Below are 20,173 nucleotides of genomic sequence, written 5' to 3'. Positions count from 1 at the left end.
GCTTTACCATCATGTTCACCAACTCTAGTTGCACTAGTTGCAATGACCGATTACTGTCTAACCTGACGTGAATGACTCATTTTGCTCCGATACAAAATGAGCGAACATTCGAAACCTGCAGTCTATGTATGTATTACATTCTGGTGAAATGGTCCTTATATAATTATTGCTAAAGCACATTCAGTGTATAAAGCAGGATCTAGCTATTGATTGGAGTGCAAGACGAAGACTCCTACGGGAAAAGCGGAATAGGTAAGACCCCGCAGGAGCGAAAGCTGTGAGGAGGCTTGCCTTTCGCCCGAGGAAAGCGAAGTCTTGCACGGAAATCAATAGCGGTGTAACAAGTGATCCTAACTAATTTTTTGTCTTTAGAGAAAATGGATACAGTTATGTTCAATCCTCATACGATTTAAAGAAGCTTAGAGTTGTAGATGTACTCAAAGGGATCATCATGATCGTAGGAAGTGTGGAAATGGATGGGCTTTAATGCAGCGTAACTTCCGCCGATGATGATGGCACAGAGAATGGGTAAGGATAAAATGCCGAGCATAGTATAGCCTCCTTATCATGTTAATTGGAATGAAAGAGCATTGATATTCCTTGCATGATTTTACTTTAAAGTGTGAAACGCGTTTCAGAGCAAGCGTTGTTTTTGTAGAGAAATTTTTTGAATGAAATATGGTCTTGAGGGGTATGGGTATGACAAATATTAGAAGTATAGCGAAGCTTGCAGGAGTTTCGGTGTCGACGGTTTCGAGGGTATTGAATGATCATCCTTATGTGAAAGAAGAGAAGCGCCGAAAGGTCCTCGATGCTGTGGAACAGTTGAATTATATAAAGAACGCGAATGCCGTCCATTTATCAAAAGGGAAGACCTATAGCATCGGAGTGATTCTACCCTATTTGAATCTTCCTTACTTCGGGGAGATTCTTCAAGGGATAGCAGGGGAAGCGTTAAAACATGGTTATCACCTTCAGCTTTTTCAGACGGATTATGACAGGGGGGCTGAGCTTGATGCCTTTCACCGACTACAGATGAAGGAAGTGGATGGATTGATCCTGACGTCACGCTCTAATTCTTTGGATGCTCTTGCTTCATTTATCTGTCCCAATGTGGTTTTTTGTGAAAATGTGTACGACCCCACATATAAAAAGGTATTCATTGATCATTATCAGGGGATTCGCAGTGGGCTCCAGTATCTTTATTCTAAAGGGCACTCGCGAATCGGGTTGTGTTTGCACAGGACATTTGGGACGAATAGCGAAGAGCGGATCCGGGGATTCTTCGACAGTGCAGAGGCTGCCGGCCATCCCGTGCGTGAAGAGTGGATATTCAATGACTGCTACGATCTTCAGGACGGGCGGGATGTGTTGAGTGCATGGGACCAGATGGAAGAAAAGCCCTCCGCCCTTATCGTTACGAGCGATCAAGTATCTGCGGGAATGGTGGCAGAGGCGGGAAAAAGATCAATCAGGATTCCAGACGACCTGGCTATCCTGAGCTTTGATAACCATCCCCTTGCCGATGCCCTGGATATCACATCATTTGAAGTACCGATAAGAAAAGTGGGGGAAGAAGCGTTTAAACTCTTTCTTGAAACGGAACATCCGGATCCGGTCATATTGAACACAAAATTGTTTGAACGTGGAACCGTGTAAGGTATGCTACTCACCAGAGGGAGGGAAAACCATGCAGGGGAACAAGGAAGAAAAAATGCTCGTCATCCTGATGGGAGTTGTCGCATGTATTGTATTGATTGCCATCATAGGAAAATATCTTTTTTAAGGAATTAGCCTTCATAACACGCTCCTTTTCCCCATATCTTAAAGTAGTGAAGCATCTTCAGATAAGACAGGAGTGATTGGATTGGGGAAGTTCCTGGGCTCATTGGTTGACCTTCTTCTGATTGCCACGAGTATTTTTCTAATGGTTAAACTGGTCAATCGTTTAACTGCCAGTGATCAGGCTTCCAAGGTGCATCGGACGAACAACCTTGAAGTCCTGCAGGAAATCAGAGACATCTTGAAGGACGACTTTAGGAGTGCCCGCATAGAGGTACCGGTCAAAGCCCGTGATCTCCTGACGAAAAGCGGAATGAAAATTCAAATGAGGACGGATCGTAAGTCGAAGTGAATTCATGATCATTGCCTAAATCCTACTTTTATAGTAGGATTACTTTGTGTTATAAGACTGTATTTTTAAAATCATACGAACAAATGGGGTAATGATCATGAAAAAAATTCATATCATTCATGAAAACAGTGAATGGACCAATCATTTAACGGCCAGGCTTGATGAGCTCCAATTGCCTTATGAGGAATGGTTCCTTGACCGTGGACTCGTCGAATTATCATCAAAGCCGCCGGAAGGTATTTTCTATAATCGAATCAGTGCGTCGTCACATACGCGAGATCATCGTTTTGCACCGGAATTGACAGAGAGCGTTCTATCCTGGTTAGAGCGAAACGAAAGAAAAGTCCTGAATGGAAGCCGTGCCCTTCGCTTGGAAGTAAGTAAAGTGAATCAGTATACAGCCTTGAATGCTGCCGGCATCAAGACACCGGAAACCATTGCAGCCGTTGGGAAAGAACAAATAATCGAAGCTTGTGAAAAGCTTGGTAAACCATCCTTCATCACGAAGCATAATCGTGCAGGAAAAGGTTTGGGAGTTCAGTTGTTCCATTCTGTGGAAGCACTGAAGAATTATGTGTACAGTGACGACTTTGAAGAGCCGTTAGACGGCACGACACTCATACAGGAGTATATCGAAGCACCCGATGCATCGATTACACGCTGTGAGTTCATAGGTGGTAAGTTCATGTATGCAGTGAAGGTGGATACATCGGAAGGATTCGAATTATGTCCTGCTGACGTATGCCAGGTGGATGATCTATTCTGTCCTGTAGGGGAACAGGAAGGCAAGCCTAAGTTTCAGATCAGGGAGAACTTTTCACATGAGATCCTGACATCATATGAAGCGTTTTTGCATGCGAATCAAATCGATATTGCCGGGATTGAATTTATCCAGGACAAAGAAGGCAACATCTACACGTATGATGTGAACACAAATACGAATTACAATAAAGAGGCCGAGTCGAAGTCCGGGCAATACGGAATGCTCGAGCTGGCAAAATATCTTGGTGAACAATTGAAAACGGTGTAAGGTGATGACTCTCCTGTAGGTGTACAGGAGAGTTCTCTTATGTAAATCTACATATATAATTGTAACGATAGAGGGATTAGTATGGTAGAATTTTTATAAGAAGATAATTTCTGTGAAAGGTCAAAGGGTCAGGATGATTATTTTTAATCAGGATGTCATTAATAATTTCTTTTATATCATTTTGAGTATTTTTTTAATTTTTTTCCTTGTTGAAAAAAAGATGATACACGGTTGGTATACAAGGTTCGCAACCCTTGTTTCTTTAAGCATCGCCATTATCCTGTGCATGCTTTCCCCCATATACAATAACCCATACTGTGTCCACGATCTTAGGATGATCCCATTTGTTCTCGGTATTCTGTATGGTGGTCCATTTACAGGTCTTGCACTGCTCGCTGTTTTATTGGTATCGAGGACGATGATCTACAGTTGGAGTATAGTGGCATTCGTGATTTATGCCGTGATCTACCTCTTGACGATCATCGGGATGAAATGGTTCAATTTTAACCGGTTATCAAGCAGGAAGAAGATCATATTCTCAGTGGTGCTTTTTACGATTCATTCCATCGTAGCCGCTCTTATTGCGAAGGCAATGACTGTGTTTGTGATCGAAGAAAGCTATCTGATCAATTTTATTTTTCTCCCTTCTCTGGGCATGCTGATCCTGACATATATATGTGAAACGTTACTGAAACAGATTCAAATCAAACAAGCACTCGTGAAAATAGAAAAGATGGAAGTACTCGCGCAGCTGGCCGCCAGCATTTCTCATGAGGTGAAAAATCCTTTGACGGTGATCAAGGGTTTCCTGAGGCTGCTCGATCAGGAAAATCTTCCTGTAGGGAAAAGGGAACAATATCTAACGATCGCATCATCCGAACTGAACCGGGCAGAAGAAATCATCAACGATTATCTCACGTTTGCCAAACCGGATCCGGATCAAGTGGAGAACATCTCCATTTCGGAGCAGCTCAATAAGCTCGGCGATATGGTTGAGCCCTTGAGTAATCAACAATCGGTGCTCGTACATAAACAGATTGAGGATGCTTCCATCGTAGGGAACACCCGCAGTTTCCAACAGGCATTTCTCAACATCATTAAAAACGCCATCGAATCCATGCCTAATGGAGGCACACTCACAATTCTTACGAAGGTCCAAAAAGGGACCGTGAGCATTTCCATCACTGACACCGGCGTCGGAATGACCACGGATCAACAAGCGAGACTCGGCGAACCTTATTTCTCTACGAAGGAAAAGGGAACGGGCCTCGGACTGATGGTTTCTTACCGGATCATTGAAGCCATGAGGGGTGTCATTACCGTGGAGAGTCGAGTGGGTAAGGGCACCAGTTTTCAAATAGTGTTCCCTGTGGATCAAGTGAAGGACCCTTCATCTGTTTAGGTGAGGGGTTTTTCTACTTGTTTATTCCTGAATTATCTGATAACATATATTTCTGCTCCCAAACGCCTACATAATTTTTACAGATTTCGATATGTCTTATTAATGTCTAGCTCCGGCGGCTAGGGCCTCGAGGTCATAAGATGAGTCTCTCAAGAAGGCAAAAAGCGCCTTCCCGCCAGACTCATCTTATGCTTGTCGGGCCTGATCGAGCCCCCTCCGCTTTTCGTTATTAACGTTTTCCCCACCAAGAGTCGTTACCTTGGTGAAAGTGGCAAGACGTTTTTTCTCCATTGCGGCTAAAACATTTGGAAGGAGAAATGTATGACGAAGGAATCGACTATTCATCCCGATTTTTCAATTGAATCAGAACGATTAGAGTTTACAAAGCGCTATATTGACGTAGTCATCAGCACATCCCTGACGAGTAAGGAAAAGTATAAGGAAAACATGGAAAAAGCTTTTGGAGATATTGATTGGGGAGAGTCGAGTGCCGCCTACATCGATATCTTGACGAACTCAAGCTTCTTTGAGATGTCCAAAGAAGAATTAGAGTCCCTTACAAAAGCAAAGACGAAACCATACTTTGCACGGATCGATTTTCAACATGAGGGGTCAGGCAAGGTGGAGAAGCATTATATCGGGAAGACCTCCTTGTATCAGCGAGAAAATCAGGAGCAAATCATCGTCGACTGGAGATCCCCCATTGCCAACCTGTACTACGAAGGAAGGATCGGCGATGTCTCATATGAGGCTGAGGGTGAAACGTACGAAGGAGATTTGTCCCTGAAGCGGCAATATATGATCGAGGATGGACTCCTGGAAGAAATTCGCGATATTGACTTAACCACCACGGATGAACTGCTTCAGGATTCATTAGCCAAAAGCTCCAGTAACCGTTTGACTGAAATCATTTCCACCATCCAGGAGGAACAGAACCGGATCATCCGGGCCGACTTGAACAAGCCGATCATTGTACAGGGTGCGGCGGGAAGTGGGAAAACAACCATTGCCCTTCACCGGATTTCTTATTTTATTTATAACTATAAACAGCATTTTGATCCGAGACAACTGATGATCCTTGCCCCGAGTAATTTGTTCATCGACTATATTTCAGAAGCGTTGCCGGAACTTGGGGTGGAACGGGTAAGGCAAACGACATTCACGGATTATGTCATGACCTGCTTAGAGAAGAAGCTTACGATTGTAGAAGATAACAAGCTCATTCAGCTGATCGAGACCCATGATGAAAAGGTAGAGACCACATCATGGATATCAGGATTCAAAGGGTCTAAAGCATTCAGGAGAATTCTCGAGCATTATATAGAAGAAGTCGAACAGCGCTTTTATACATCAAAGGACTTCTATGTGGATAAATACAAGCTCTACACCGCCAAAAGGTTCACTCATCTTTTCAAAGAGGAATATACGTATATGCCAATCTATCGCCGGATGGAAAAGCTGAAGTCACTCCTTCAAAGCTATGTCCGCTCGAACAAGAAGCAAATGGTTGAGAAGGTTGAGAAATTCTTTGATGAGCGGATCGAAACCGCACTCTTTGAACGTTCCAAGGCAGGTAACCGAAAGGAATATGTCTCCAAAGCATTGGATAAGAAACTCGAGCGTGTGGACGAGATCAAGAAAGCAATACGTACAAGTGTCAATGGATACATGAAGCAGTTTGAAAAGAAGAATCTGCATCAATATTTCATTGAGTTGTTCTCGGATCCCGTTCGCCTTGCTTCCTACTCGAAGGGGGAGCTCAGCGGGAGACAGGCGGAACTGCTATGTCAGTACACGTTGAAATATGCTAAGAGAAAGCAGTATGAAGTAGAGGACCTGGCCATTCTCCTATACTTGCAATCCCATTTGTTCGGAATCGATAAATTCCACAAAGCAAAAAACATCGTCATAGATGAAGCGCAGGATTATAGTTATATGCAGCTCTATTCATTGAAGAGGGCACTTGAGACCGACATGTTCACACTGGTCGGGGATCTCGCTCAAGGGATCCACTCATACCGGGGCCTGCAGTCCTGGGAACCGGTCTATCGGGATATCTTTCCGAGGGCGACGTACACGGAGCTTCAAAAAAGCTACCGTACGACGATTGAAATCATGGAGGAAGCGAATAAACTGCTTAGTCTCCTGCCCTATGATTTTCCTAAAGTGAATCCGGTGGTGCGACACGGAGATTCTCCGAGCTTTGATGAGTATGTGGAAGTGGATGAACTCGCTTCCTTCATCGAGAAGAAAGTGGATTCAGGACGGAAAGAAGGATTCCAAACCTTCGCCGTTATCGGAAAAAGCATGAAGGACTGTGTGAGAATCAGCGAAATCCTTCAAGAAAGGCAGCCCGGGAAGGTAAAGCTGTTGGAAGAACAGGAATCGATCCCGAAAGATCAGATTGTCGTCGTGCCATCTTATCTGTCAAAAGGACTCGAGTTTGACGTCGTGATCATCGCTGCGGTGGAAGAATCATTCAACCCTGAAAACGAACTCGACATCAAGCTGCAGTACGTTGCCATGACACGACCCCTTCATAAGCTGGCGTTTATAGGAAAAGGAAGACATCAGTTTATAGGACAGTAGAATACAAAAGAAGGTCCGTCCCTCAATGGAGAGGGACGGACCTTCTTTTGATTTATTTGTATTGAATCACGACCATGTCCCAGTAGGTGATGGAGGGCAGGGTGAAGGAAAGGGATTGGCCATTTTGATCATGGGGCAGGGTTTGCGGTGCTCCGCCGGCTATATCGGGGGAGGAGCACCAAACCTTTTTGACTTCCCGGTTTGTTTCCATTTTGATTCCGATCTGTTTTCGTTCTATTGGATTCGGCTGTGTGGCAAAGGTATCCCGCCAGTCTATGGAATCGGCATCCAATAGATTGATAAGATGGATCATTTGTTTCTTTCCTTTTTCTTTAGCTGTGTACCAGAGTGATCCCTTTACGGCTGTGGGGCTGAGGGGGATGCCATCAGCAGATTCTATCTGCACCTCAGACCTACTTATGTCATCACGAAGGATATTTTCATAGGCTGTTAAAAAATCATAATAGTCAATGAGCTTTTGTTGTAGTGATTCAGCCATGATTAATGAGTCATGAGGGAAATATTCCTTCGATAACATGTGTTCACCCAATTCCAGGTGTGCACCTCCGTTTGCAAAGATCACGCTATTGGCAAGCAGGATGCCCGCTTCATTGAATATTCCTTCCTCACCTGAATGCTCATAGTTCATATAACCGGCAAGGACTGTATTTTTATTGCCTTGAGATAGATGGTGATTGTCATCCAAGACCCTTACAATATCATTGTACGTAGTATTTGGATCCCACACCTCTGTATAAAGGAAGGAGACAGGAGATTTGTTTATGGATTCCTGTCCGTATTGATTGACCGCATTCATGACGATCTCCTTGTCCGGGATTCGGTCCTGGATTTTATTCAAAAAGGGCTCAAAGCTATTTTCTAAGGAAATGGGATCCCCCCATTCATTGAACAACTCTCCCCGGTCACCGAGCTGATCGATATGCCACCCATCAAACTGGAGGGTCTGATATACTTCATGCTGCTTCTCAATCAAGTAATCCTGCCACCATGGATTGGTGGGATTCATAATTTCCACATCACTCTTCCAGTCTTCCGGCAGGGGATGAAGGTCCTTCACTTGCTGCTCTTGATCTTTAAACAAATGCCATTCTTTTGGCAGCCCTCTATCCTCAAAGGAACCATAGAGGAGGTTGTAGGCCATGGCGCTCATATTCCGCTTATGGGAGAGGGAAATATAGGTGCCGATTGTGTTGAGGTCGATCGGCCGATTACTTATATCCTCCCAGTGTTCATCAGGTCTTCCGTCTGTTTGTTTAATGGGATCCTGGTGCTCATAATGCCAATCATAGAACTGAATCCCGTTGATGTGATAGCGGTTCAGGCGGCTAATCACATCTTTCATGTCAGATTCATTTTCTGTATCAAATTTTGAAAGAAATCCGTAGCGGGGGAACTTGCCCCAATCACTCGAAACGTCGACGGCAATCGTTTCTGAGGTGACCTTATTCTCAGATTCCATGGTGACTTTTACGAGATATCCTTGATAGTCAACATTTGGGGGTGACCAGGTCCAGGACTGTTTACCCTCTTTATGAATGGTGATGGTTTGTTCTTCTATTTTTTCATCCAGATGATAATAAGCAATGTTCAGTTTGCCTGTCTTGATATTTGTGTGAAGGGTCAGATTCACTTCGTCGCCGGGATCATAGCGTGCTTTATCGGTCTGCACCCTTGAGATGACGGGTTCAGAATGGTCCTTGTGTTCAGGTGATTGACCCTTCAAGTAAAGGATAATACCTAAGCACAACATGCAGGCAAGCAAGGGGATGATGCGCTTGTTCTTGTAGATGGGCATGATCATTTCACCTTCTTTACTGTAAAAACAAGGGACCAATCATAAAGATTAGCCCCTTGAGGAAATATGTGTTGATTAGAATTTGATTTGTACTTTTTTACCTTCTTCTACAGGAATGTTCACATAAATCGTTTTTGTTTCTTTGTCGTAGAAGTAAGAACGTTTTGTTTCTGACATTTGTTCCATAGTTGAAACTGCTTTGTATTTGCTCTTGCCTGCTTGAACTTTTTTAGGAGCTTCTTCATTGTTCAGCTTCAGTGTGTATTGTTCAAGGGCAGAGTCGTAACGATCAGCTTCAATGGATTGAGAGAATTCAATTTTATTTTTCTTCTCATTCACTTTGAAGTTCGTGATGTCATATTCGCCATCTTTATGATCAAGTGATTCGCCATCATCTTCATAGAAGCTGTAAGACGCTTCTTCGTCTACATAAGTGTCAAGAACCAGGTTTGTAAGTTCGTTTTCACCTGTGTATTGCTGTACTTCACGAGTGGGAATGATCGATTCTTTCTTCACGAAGATCGGCAGGTGGGCAAGTGGTGCATCGACATTGATTGTTTGTCCGCCTTTATATTCTTCCTGTGTCCAGAAGTTGACCCATGTTTCACCTTCTGGAAGGTAAACGTCACGGTTTGTTTTACCTTGCTCCACTACAGGTGCTAGCATCATGGAATCTCCGAACATGAACTGATCGTTGATGTCATATGTGTTTCCATCTTTTTGGAATTGGTAGACGAGCGGCTGCTGTACCGGTTTACCGGATTCAACCGAATCTTCGAATGCATTGTAAAGGTAAGGCATGAGCTTGTAACGCATTTCGATATATTTCTTACTGATATCTTCCACTTCAGGTCCGAATGACCAAGGTTCCTGTCCTTGTTTCACTGTCGCTTTTGCGTCTGAATCATAATGGATGCGGGAGAATGGTAAGAATGCACCAACTTCGATCCAACGTGCAAATAGTTCTGCATCAGGACGTTGAGCAAATCCACCGATATCATTCCCTACATTAGCCACACCAGAAAGTCCGATGTTGGTATTCATAGGAATCGACATTTGCAGATGTTCCCAGTTACTGACTGAGTCTCCTGTCCATAGGGCAGCATAACGCTGAGAACCTGAGAACATATCGCGAGTCAGGACGAATGGGCGTTCATTTGGCTTGTACTTACCCCAGGCATTGTATGTTGCTTCTGCTTCATCATGACCATATAGGTTATGATACTCGGTTTGAAGGATTTTGTTGTCTTCTGTGCCGAAGTAGCTGTCAAGTGGCATCGTGTGATTAAATTCAGGTCCATCAAGGAATACGGCAGGTTCATTCATATCGTTCCAAATTCCATCGATACCTGCATCAAATAGAATATTATGTTTTGAAGCCCACCAGTCTCGGACTTCTTCTTTTGAAAAGTCAGGGAATGCAGAATCTCCAGGCCATACAGGACCGATGAACATAGATCCGTCTGCATTTTTCGCGAAGTAGTCGTTCTTGACGCCTTCATTGTACATATCATAGTTTTCATCTTGCTTGACAGCAGGATCATTGATGGCAATCGCATGGAAGCCTTCCATTGATTTCAGCTGCTGAAGGGCATCTTTATATTTCTGATCCCATGTGAATACACGGTATCCATTCATATAATCGATATCAAAGTGCATCGTGTCCAATGGTATTTCTTTTTCACGATACGTTTTCGCCACATCGACGATTTCATCTGCTGTGTACTCCCATTTACTTTGATGTAAACCAAGTGTCCATTTTGCAGGCATATTCATTTTTCCAGTCAACTCTGTGTAAACATCCAACACGTTAGAAATGTCAGGTCCGTACATGAAGTAGTATGTAAGGGGGCCGCCGTTTGCGTAGAAATAGTAGTAATCATCAGATTCACTTGCCATTTCGTAGTAAGAACGATAGGAGTTATCGAACATTATTCCATATGCTTTTTCATTTTTTAAGCCCATGAAGAAAGGGATGGATGTATAAATATATTTCGTATCTTTAGTATAGGCGTATGCATCTGTGTTCCACATTCCGATACTTTCGCCGCGTTGGTTGAAGTTTAACCCGGCTTGTTCACCGAAACCGTAGAAGTTTTCACCTTTTTCGGTTTTCTTGAATACATATGGCTTTCCATTTTCGTAACCGGATGAAGCTCCGTTTTTCATATAATCTTCGTTGATGACGTTTCCTTCTTTATCAAGGAACTTGACACCGAATGGTGATTTGCTGATTTTGATCGTAAGTTCTTCTGTTTCAATCGTGTAAACGTCTTTTCTATCTTTTGTTTGGAACTTCGGAGTTTTCCAATCCTTTTTCGCGATGGCTTTAGGGTATTCTTCTTTCTGTCCATCTTTTAAGACTGATACTTTTACTAAATCTTTAGAGAAGATACGAATGAATGCTTGATATTCTCCCAGATCGAATTGAACACCATTATCGAGTTTCTTCACATCTTTTGCAGACAGGGTTTGAAGATTTTCCTTATTTAAAGGAGTGTCTGCTTCAGGCTGAGTGACAGCCAGAGCGGAAGTCAGCGAAGCCGATAGAGTGATCATGATTGCAATAGAGAGTATGAACAATACCCTCAACGATTGTTTGGCTTGAGCCATGATAACACCTCATGTCATTTATTTTTGTTTTGCTTCGTTACTATACTAATGACATAAAGCACCGTCAATGCTTGTATAGACAAGTTTACGCGTGTAGTCTAAAGTCCCTTAGAGCACGCTTACCAACGTTTGGAAGCGCGACAACAAATAATGTAAATGATTTCACAGAAACTTCAAAATGAACAAGAAAGACTAGTTTCTTACAAACTGTAATAGGTAAGGGGGGTCAAAAGGATGGTCTTTTGTCATAATTGATTTTTAAAGAGGAGGGACGGACCTTCGATTATGTGATGTAAAGAAATAGGGAGATATGTACAGAGCAACTCTTACAATCATATAATTAGCATATTTCAGACTGAGTTTGTACAATATTTAATCAGGAGGGATGCAATATGTTGAAAAACTTACAAAGCACGAAGACACTACATAACGGAATCGAAATTCCTTATGTCGGTTTAGGAGTTTACCAAATGAAAGATCCGTCTGAAACGGTTCAGGCTGTTCGAGCTGCGATTCAGTCAGGGTACCGTTCCATCGATACCGCGGCGATTTACGACAATGAAGAAAGCGTAGGTCAAGGTGTGAAAGAAGGTGGAGTAGCGAGAGAAGACCTGTTCATCACTTCGAAAGTTTGGAATAGTGATCAAGGCTATGATACGACTTTAAAGGCATTTGAAACGAGCCTGAAGAAGCTTGAGATGGATTACCTGGACATGTATCTCATTCACTGGCCGGTAGAAGGAAAGTACAATGATACATGGAAAGCAATGGAGAGGCTTTATAGCGAAGGATTGATCAAATCAATCGGTGTAAGTAACTTCCATCAGCATCATCTTGAAGATTTGATGAAAAATGGCAATGAAAAGCCTGTATTAAATCAAATCGAGTTACATCCTCGTCTGAACCAGGAGAAAATAAGAGAATTCTGTGCTTCACACAATATCGCAGTAGAAGCGTGGTCACCGATCGCTCAAGGGCGTGTACTGGATGAGCCTACTTTAAACCACATTGCAGAGAAGCATGAAAAGTCTGCTGCACAGGTGATTCTTCGCTGGCACCTTCAGAATGATGTCATCATCATTCCGAAGTCAGTTCATGAAAACCGCATCAAAGAAAATGCAGATCTGTTCACCTTCGAGCTCTCACTGGAAGAAATGAATCAAATCAACCAACTGAATCTAGACGAACGTTTTGGTCCAGATCCAGACAACTTCGATTTTTAATTGATAGTTCGAAAGAGGTCCGTCCCTCATGAAAAGGGACGGACCTCTTTTTTCATCCTTCAACCCATTTCAATAATTGTTGCAAATAGTTGTTGACATAGAGGAGAAGCGTATTATACAATTATCTCGAAATCAAAATAATCATATTCGAGATAACTCGTCTTATTTTTTTAATTATATATCTTCCATTCAAGATAATTGACGTAAGAATAATTGAATTTGAAATGTTTGAAGGTAAATCTCGAAGGGAAAACAGGTAAGAGGAAAAAAATGACTGTTTTTTTAAAGGTTTTTTCAATAAATGAAACCTTATTCCCTTAACGGATTGATCTGAATGTTGATTATGTGTTTCACCCAATTACTATATAAAAAAACATGTTTAAAGGAGAGGTTTTATGTCTAACGTAAAATTGGCAATCATGTATTACAGTTCAACAGGAACAAACTATCAGATGGCGAAATGGGCTGAAGAAGCTGCAAAAGAAGCGGGGGCAGAGGTGAAATTACTTCGCTTTGAAGAGACTGCGCCAGAAGGAGCGATTGCTTCCAACCCGGCATGGGAAAAGCACTATAATGAAACAAAAGATACGGTCCCGGTAGCGACCCTTGATGATCTGGAATGGGCTGACGCTTATCTGTTCAACGTTCCAACGAGATTCGGTAACGTGCCTTCTCAAGTCAAAGCGTTCCTGGATACAACCGGAGGACTGTGGTTCAATGGGAAACTGGCCAACAAAGTTGTGAGTGCCACGTCCTCTGCAAGCAACTCACACGGTGGACAGGAGCAAACGGTTCTGGCTCTGTACACAACCATGATGCACTGGGGTGCCATCATCGCAGCACCTGGATATACAGACCAATCAAGCTTTTCAACTGGAGGGAATCCATACGGTACGAGTGTAACGGTCGATGGGGAAGGCAATATGGTCGAATCCGTCGAGCCTGCCGTGAAGCATCAAACCCGCCGTACGATCCAAATCGCTGAAGCAGTGAAAAATGGATTGAAATAATGATAAAAAGACCAGCTCACTCGTAGTTTTGAGTGACCTGGTCTTTTTTGTGTGTACAGATTTTCCCTAAAATTTATTCCATTACAACCCAATATCATCACGGCAATCAGCTTCACATTCAATCCGTTCCCCCGTCAGAGGATGAGGAAACGAAATTCGGGCTGCATGCAGTGCCTGCCTGGTGAATACCGGTTTTCCCCCATATAATGTGTCGCCAGCCAGAGGGTGACCGATGTGACTCATATGTACACGGATTTGGTGTGTACGGCCGGTATCGAGCTGTACCTCAATGAGTGTATAGGGAGTCCTGACTTCCATTACTTTATAATGAGTGACTGCATCCTGACCGGAAGACGAAACCCTTCTTCTCGTATTGTGATGACGGTCTCTCCCAATCGGTTCTGAAATGGTGCCTTTTTTCTGCTTTAATCGACCGTGAACGAGGGCATGATAGGTACGCTTGATTTGTCTTTCGGCAAGAAGCCGGTCCAGGATCGCTTTACTTAACGGATGCTTGGCGAAGATGATTGCGCCGGACGTATCGCGATCCAACCGGTGGATGTGCAACACACGGCATCTCTCACCCTTGGCCTGATGATGGAAAGCGACAAGGTTGGCCAGGGTATCCGTTTCATCAGGAGTATTCGGATGAGTATCGATCCCGGCAGGTTTGTTGACGACAATCAGATGTTCATCCTCAAACAAGATGTCTAACTCCCCATAGGTTGGGGGAACATCGTATTCGACTTCCTTGAATAATCGGATCTGTAGAATATCCCCTTTTGAGAGGGGGGCAGTCCATGAAGTCAACTCTCCATTTACTTTGACATCACCTTCCATCCTCATGGAATGAACCAGTTTCTTAGGGGCCTGCCAGTGTTTTCTAAGAATTGTTTCAATCGTTACATTTTTCCAATTATCTGGAATGACTAGGTCGAATCGTTCGCCTATTTTCCTTGTTTTCATCAAAAAACCCCTTTAAATGACAAATATCTTATACTATTGTGGGTATTTAATCCTATCATAGCCCCTATTCAACCCAATTCATGGGTATAATTACCACGCTGTTGGTTCTACTTCTATGTTATCCTTAATATATCTATTACAGAGAGATTACAACCATTACAAAGGTGGGTTATGATGGTGAAAGTTTTACTAGCATCAACACATGAACAGGAAGACAAAATTCAAGAGCTTATACAGTACATGTATTGTACTATTTTCCCTGATTATTTCACAGATGATGAAATTGAACAATTCGATGATATGCAAGTATTACATACGACGACGAGAAACTTTGAATATTTCGGGACTCTTAAGGAAGCATTTCAAGTGATCTCAAGCCTGCAGACGCTGATTTCCATCGTTGAAAGCGGCTCAAAAAAAGACCTTTATGAAGATATGTTCTATCACAATGCCGGGATCCTTCAAAGCTTCGGCATGTTCTTCCCTTTATCGTATGATCAATTTACGGAAGAATCGGACTGTAAACACAATCTGAGCATTTACTCGAGAGCGGATAACCAGCTGCTTGTGTAAGCCGTATCACGTCCTTAATAGTTAGATACTTTAGAAAATTCACATTAACATGTTTGAAAGGTTCTTGTGAGGGGAAAATAGCAAGTAATAAGTTAATCCTGAAGATACAACGTATCTTCATCTTGAAATTCCTCCTCACTTGAAAGGGGCTGACTCGTGGAAAAGTCAGCCCCTCTTTTTTATTCAGATTTTACGTTCTCTTCGAAAAATGATTTGAAATCTTCTTTAGGATGTTCTCCTACGATTCTCGCCACTTCTTTTCCATTCTCGTAATGAACGAGTGTAGGGGTGGCTTCGATTCCGTATTGATCCCAGCCCTGTTCGAATTCAAGCAGATTGTACTGAACCATGTCGACGCCCATATCTTCGGCAAGGGGTGCGAGGGTAGGTGTCGTTCTTTTACAATGGATACAAGTAGAACTGTAGAAGTATACGGTTGCCTCTTCTTTGTTCTTTAATTTCTCTTCCAACTCTTCGGGAAGGATGACATTTTGATAGTTCGGATCATCCAGCAGTTCAACTGTCGCCGGGTCGAGTTTCGCTTTTTTGAACTTATTTCCCTCGGCTTTTTGACTGTTCTGGACGCTTGTGACAATAGCGATGGCTGCAAATAATCCGACGATCGCCACCAGGAATATGATGATTTTCTTCAATCTAGTTTTCCTCCTTTATTGCTTTTAATACGATAACACTTGAAATGAAGATGATGATGAACCCCAAGAGCGCAAGGAACGGAATCGTGATAAAACCAAACAGGTTGATGTATTCACCTGTACAAGGAACGCGTCCGCAGGCTGGGGCATTTTCAGACAGGATTGAAACTTTTTGGATAGAGTAGTGATAAATGGAAACGAGAAGGCCGATGCCGGAAAAAATCGTAGAATATAATGCCGCTTTAAAATCTTTGCGTACATAAGCCACTCCTAATAAAATCACCATCGGGTACATTAATATACGCTGATACCAGCATAGTTCGCATGGCTCGTATTTCATGATTTCAGAGAAGTATAAACTCCCCATCGTGGCAATCAGGGAAGAGGCCCAAGCCAGGAATAACAGAGAATCTGCTTTTTTATTCATATAGAATTCCTTTCTACGTATATTCTATCAAATTATAGTATGATATTATTATAAAAGTAAAATGAGAAAACTTTATGAAGAAATGTGATATTTTTTTAACGATTTGTGCAAGCGATTGCAGAAAGCATTTGCTTGATACTGGCAGATTCAACAGGAGGAAAACATATGACAAAACAATGGTGGAAAGAATCGGTCGTCTATCAAATTTACCCTCGCAGCTTCATGGATAGCAACGGTGATGGCATCGGGGATATTAAAGGAATCATCTCTAAATTGGACTATTTGAAAACACTGGGCATTGATGTGATATGGTTATCCCCTGTTTATGAATCCCCGAATGATGATAATGGATATGATATTAGCGACTATAAAAAAATCATGGATGAGTTCGGCACGATGGCTGATTGGGAAGAAATGCTTGGAGAAATGCATAACCGAGGTATGAAGCTTGTGATGGATCTTGTGGTGAATCACTCTTCCGATGAGCACGGCTGGTTTGTGGAATCGAGGAAAACAAAGGATAATCCATATCGTGATTATTATATATGGCGTGAAGGAAAAGACGGTAAAGAGCCGAATAACTGGGAATCAGTATTTAGCGGTTCTGCCTGGGAATATGATGAGGCGACAGAAGAGTATTTCTTACATCTCTTCTCGAAAAAGCAGCCGGATCTCAACTGGGAAAATCCGAAGTTGCGCCGGGAAATCTATGACATGATGAAATTCTGGCTGGATAAAGGAATCGACGGTTTCCGCATGGACGTCATCAACTTTATATCGAAAGTGCCAACGTTACCAGATGCACCGAACCCAGAAGGCAAACCGTATGCTTCCGGTCATGAGTACTTTATGAACGGTCCACGCATTCATGAATTTCTCCAGGAAATGAATCAGGAGGTCCTCTCCCATTATGAGGCGATGACGGTTGGTGAGATGCCGGGTGTGACACCGGAGGAAGCCGTGCTTTATACAGGTGAAGACCGCAATGAAGTCAATATGGTATTCCAGTTCGAGCATATGGATGTCGATTCGGGTCCGGGAGGAAAATGGGACGTCATTCCATTCGATCTTGTGAAATTGAAATCAATCCTGACTAAATGGCAAACAGAACTTCACGGTAAGGGCTGGAACAGTCTGTATTGGAACAACCACGATCAGCCAAGAATCGTCTCAAGACTTGGACAAGATGGGGAATATCGAGTGAAATCTGCGAAAATGCTTGCGACCCTCCTCCATATGATGCAGGGGACGCCTTACATTTATCAAGGGGAAGAGCTTGGTATGACGAATGTCCGTTTCTCTTCCATTGATCAATATAAGGATATCGAAACATTGAACATGTATCGGGAAAAAACAGCCCAAGGTATGGACCCGGAAGAAATCATGAAATCTATTTACGTAAAAGGAAGAGACAACGCAAGGACTCCTATGCAGTGGGACGGCACGGAACACGGTGGCTTCACAGAAGGGGAGCCATGGATCGCCAGTAACCCGAACTACAGAGAAATCAATGCCGAAAAAGCCTTAAACGATCCGGAATCCATTTTCTACTACTATCAAAAGTTGATCACCATCCGCAAAAAGCATGCCATCATTCCATACGGATCGTTCGAGCTTCACTATGCAGATCACCCTTCCGTCTATGCCTATACGAGAACATATGAGAATGAAAAGATCCTCGTTCTTTGCAATGTGTCAGGAGAAGAGCAAATCATCGACAACATCGCTTCCTTTGATATCACTCAAGCAGAAGTCCTCATATCAAACGAAGGGCTGCATGAAAAAGATGCATTTACTTTAAACCCTTGGGAAGCAACGGTGTATTATTTTAAAGGATAGCATTAAATGCAGCATCCATATGAATGGGTGTTCCTGTTTCAAAAGTTTTTGTTTAGTGCTAAAGATCTGTGAAAAATGATAACCAGGTTGATTGAAGCGAGCACCTGGAGCGGAAATCCACCACTACTGGCTTTACAAGAATATATTAAGATAAATCATATTTCTTCAAAAAATCCTCCCCCCTTTGCTAAAATAAAAGAAATGCACTGTCATGAACTTCGTTTCAACAGTGCACTATAAGGGTATATAATTCAGGTATTTTATGAAGGAGTAGATCATAGATGGCAGAAAAACTGGACTTATCACAATTTGAAAAGAAAATGATCATCCGTCCAATGGAACATAAGGACATTCAAGATATCATCAATATGCAGTCTGTCTGCTTTCCGGGGATGGACCCATGGAAAGTGGAGCATCTGGAAAGTCACCTGGAAGTGTTCCCGGAAGGTCAGCTCGTAGCAGAATTAGATGGGGAGATCATCGCATCATGCTCGAGTCTGATCATCAACTTTGATGAGTACGACGACCGCCATACATGGGATGATGTAACGGATAATGGTTACATAACGAACCACAATCCCGATGGCTATAACCTATACGGGATCGAAGTGATGGTGCACCCTGATTACCGGCGCATGAAGGTAGGCCACCGTTTGTATGAAGCCAGAAAGGACCTTGCGAGGCAGTGGAATTTAAAAAGTATCATCATCGGGGGACGTATCCCGAATTATCATAAACATTCTGATGAAATGTCTCCAAGGGAGTATGTGGATTCGGTAGGGCGTCACAAGATTTACGATCCAGTCCTTTCGTTCCAGCTTCTGAATGGATTCACCCTGATGAGGATCAATCCGAACTACCTGCCGGATGATAAGCGGTCCCATAAATACGCCACATTGATGGAATGGAATAATGTCGACTACCGTCCATCCAGCAAACGTCATTTCAAGACGAGCTACCCGGTCCGGATCTGTGTCGTTCAATATATGATGCGGAAAATCAACTCCTTTGAAGAGTTTGCCAATCAGGTGGAGTACTTTACCGATGTGGCTTCCGATGCGAAATCAGATTTTGTGGTGTTCCCTGAGATTTTCACCACCCAGCTCATGTCATTTTTGAACATTCAATCACCAAGCCTTGCAGTAAGACGGTTGACTGACTTCACAGAGGATTATATTGAGTTATTCACGGACCTTGCTGTTCGGTACAATGTCAACATCATCGGGGGTTCACACTTCGTCAAGGAAGAAAACGATGAGATCTACAATATTGCCTATCTCTTCCGTCGTGATGGGACGATCGAGAAGCAATACAAAGTTCATATCACACCGAATGAACGGAAATGGTGGGGAATCAGCCCAGGGGATTCTGTCAGGGTCTTCGATACGGATTGCGGGAAGATCGCGATTCAAATATGCTATGATATTGAATTCCCAGAGCTTGCCCGTATCGCTACAGACAAAGGGGCGAAGATCATCTTCACCCCATTCTGTACAGAGGACCGTCAAGGTTATCTTCGCGTCAGATACTGTGCCCAGGCCCGTGCAGTGGAGAATCAAATCTATACAGTCATTTCCGGTACGGTCGGAAATCTTCCACAAACGGAAAATATGGACATCCAATATGCCCAGTCCGGCATTTTTGCACCGTCCGACTTTGAATTCGCACGTGACGGAATCGTGGGCGAGACCAACCCGAACATCGAAATGGTCATGATCGGAGACGTCGACCTCGAAGTCCTCCGCCGCCAGCGCCAATCAGGCACCGTCCGTCAGCTCAAAGACCGACGCCATGATGTCTATGGAGTGAATTATAAGAAGTAATGCACATCAAATGGCCCTGCTGAATTGTTCAGCGGGGCTTTATCTATGAAAGCATTTTTTACCATTCATCTATAA

The 20,173-nt window shown here is 43.0% G+C and carries 16 protein-coding genes; 10 read left to right on the top strand and 6 right to left on the bottom strand.

Annotation, left to right across the window (positions count from 1 at the left end; translation table 11 throughout):
• Window positions 1-409 precede the first annotated feature (409 nt).
• On the bottom strand, window positions 410-550 hold the full coding sequence (locus tag V8G47_RS03690) for a hypothetical protein (RefSeq protein WP_336198929.1): 141 nt from the start codon (window positions 548-550) through the stop codon (window positions 410-412).
• 149 nt (window positions 551-699) lie between these two features.
• Between V8G47_RS03690 and V8G47_RS03685 the strand changes: the two genes are divergently transcribed.
• From V8G47_RS03685 to helD, 5 genes are all read left to right on the top strand, one after another.
• Complete coding sequence (locus V8G47_RS03685) at window positions 700-1,659, top strand: LacI family DNA-binding transcriptional regulator (RefSeq protein ID WP_336198928.1); 960 nt, start codon at window positions 700-702, stop codon at window positions 1,657-1,659.
• A gap of 199 nt (window positions 1,660-1,858) precedes the next feature.
• Window positions 1,859-2,134, top strand: a complete 276-nt coding sequence (locus V8G47_RS03680) for an MscL family protein (protein WP_336198927.1) — start codon at window positions 1,859-1,861, stop codon at window positions 2,132-2,134.
• A 97-nt stretch (window positions 2,135-2,231) separates the two neighbouring features.
• The gene (locus tag V8G47_RS03675; protein ID WP_336198926.1) at window positions 2,232-3,164 is read left to right on the top strand and encodes an ATP-grasp domain-containing protein; all 933 of its coding nucleotides are present in this window, start codon (window positions 2,232-2,234) and stop codon (window positions 3,162-3,164) included.
• Between the two features lie 220 nt (window positions 3,165-3,384).
• Window positions 3,385-4,566 carry a HAMP domain-containing sensor histidine kinase gene (locus V8G47_RS03670; RefSeq protein WP_336198925.1) on the top strand — a complete coding sequence of 394 codons (1,182 nt, stop codon included), beginning with the start codon at window positions 3,385-3,387 and terminating at the stop codon, window positions 4,564-4,566.
• 321 nt (window positions 4,567-4,887) lie between these two features.
• A complete protein-coding gene (gene helD, locus V8G47_RS03665; protein WP_336198924.1) occupies window positions 4,888-7,155 on the top strand; it encodes an RNA polymerase recycling motor HelD in 2,268 nt (755 codons plus the stop codon).
• Window positions 7,156-7,207: 52 nt separating this feature from the next.
• On the opposite strand, the gene V8G47_RS03660 is transcribed toward helD, so the two are convergent.
• Window positions 7,208-8,971, bottom strand: a complete 1,764-nt coding sequence (locus tag V8G47_RS03660) for a glycoside hydrolase family 66 protein (RefSeq protein ID WP_336198923.1) — start codon at window positions 8,969-8,971, stop codon at window positions 7,208-7,210.
• A 75-nt stretch (window positions 8,972-9,046) separates the two neighbouring features.
• Window positions 9,047-11,584: a glycoside hydrolase family 31 protein gene (locus V8G47_RS03655; protein WP_336198922.1), complete on the bottom strand. Its 2,538-nt coding sequence runs from the start codon at window positions 11,582-11,584 to the stop codon at window positions 9,047-9,049.
• Between the two features lie 392 nt (window positions 11,585-11,976).
• Here V8G47_RS03655 and V8G47_RS03650 point away from each other — a divergent pair, with 392 nt between their 5' ends.
• Together V8G47_RS03650 and wrbA are read left to right on the top strand one after the other, a co-directional pair.
• Window positions 11,977-12,807 carry an aldo/keto reductase gene (locus V8G47_RS03650; protein ID WP_336198921.1) on the top strand — a complete coding sequence of 277 codons (831 nt, stop codon included), beginning with the start codon at window positions 11,977-11,979 and terminating at the stop codon, window positions 12,805-12,807.
• Between the two features lie 395 nt (window positions 12,808-13,202).
• Complete coding sequence (gene wrbA, locus V8G47_RS03645; protein ID WP_336198920.1) at window positions 13,203-13,817, top strand: NAD(P)H:quinone oxidoreductase type IV; 615 nt, start codon at window positions 13,203-13,205, stop codon at window positions 13,815-13,817.
• An 81-nt stretch (window positions 13,818-13,898) separates the two neighbouring features.
• Here the strand turns inward: wrbA and V8G47_RS03640 are convergent, their stop codons facing one another.
• A complete protein-coding gene (locus tag V8G47_RS03640; protein WP_336198919.1) occupies window positions 13,899-14,783 on the bottom strand; it encodes an RluA family pseudouridine synthase in 885 nt (294 codons plus the stop codon).
• 174 nt (window positions 14,784-14,957) lie between these two features.
• Between V8G47_RS03640 and V8G47_RS03635 the strand changes: the two genes are divergently transcribed.
• Complete coding sequence (locus tag V8G47_RS03635) at window positions 14,958-15,356, top strand: DUF5365 family protein (RefSeq protein WP_336198918.1); 399 nt, start codon at window positions 14,958-14,960, stop codon at window positions 15,354-15,356.
• Window positions 15,357-15,535: 179 nt separating this feature from the next.
• Here V8G47_RS03635 and V8G47_RS03630 read toward each other — a convergent pair whose 3' ends face one another.
• Both V8G47_RS03630 and V8G47_RS03625 read right to left on the bottom strand, forming a co-directional pair.
• The gene (locus V8G47_RS03630; protein ID WP_336198917.1) at window positions 15,536-16,009 is read right to left on the bottom strand and encodes a thioredoxin family protein; all 474 of its coding nucleotides are present in this window, start codon (window positions 16,007-16,009) and stop codon (window positions 15,536-15,538) included.
• 1 nt (window position 16,010) lies between these two features.
• Window positions 16,011-16,436 (bottom strand): disulfide oxidoreductase, encoded by a 426-nt coding sequence (locus tag V8G47_RS03625; protein WP_336198916.1) that lies wholly within the window; start codon window positions 16,434-16,436, stop codon window positions 16,011-16,013.
• A 165-nt stretch (window positions 16,437-16,601) separates the two neighbouring features.
• Between V8G47_RS03625 and V8G47_RS03620 the strand changes: the two genes are divergently transcribed.
• Both V8G47_RS03620 and V8G47_RS03615 read left to right on the top strand, forming a co-directional pair.
• Window positions 16,602-18,275, top strand: coding sequence for a glycoside hydrolase family 13 protein (locus V8G47_RS03620; RefSeq protein WP_336198915.1), 1,674 nt, complete (start codon window positions 16,602-16,604; stop codon window positions 18,273-18,275).
• A 281-nt stretch (window positions 18,276-18,556) separates the two neighbouring features.
• Window positions 18,557-20,098 (top strand): bifunctional GNAT family N-acetyltransferase/carbon-nitrogen hydrolase family protein, encoded by a 1,542-nt coding sequence (locus V8G47_RS03615; protein ID WP_061810936.1) that lies wholly within the window; start codon window positions 18,557-18,559, stop codon window positions 20,096-20,098.
• The last annotated feature ends 75 nt before the right edge of the window (window positions 20,099-20,173 follow it).

The organism is Rossellomorea sp. LJF3 (assembly GCF_037046045.1).
Lineage (GTDB): Bacteria > Bacillota > Bacilli > Bacillales > Bacillaceae_B > Rossellomorea.
Note: the sequence above shows the minus strand (reverse complement) of the source record. Positions and strands in the feature narration are given on the sequence as shown.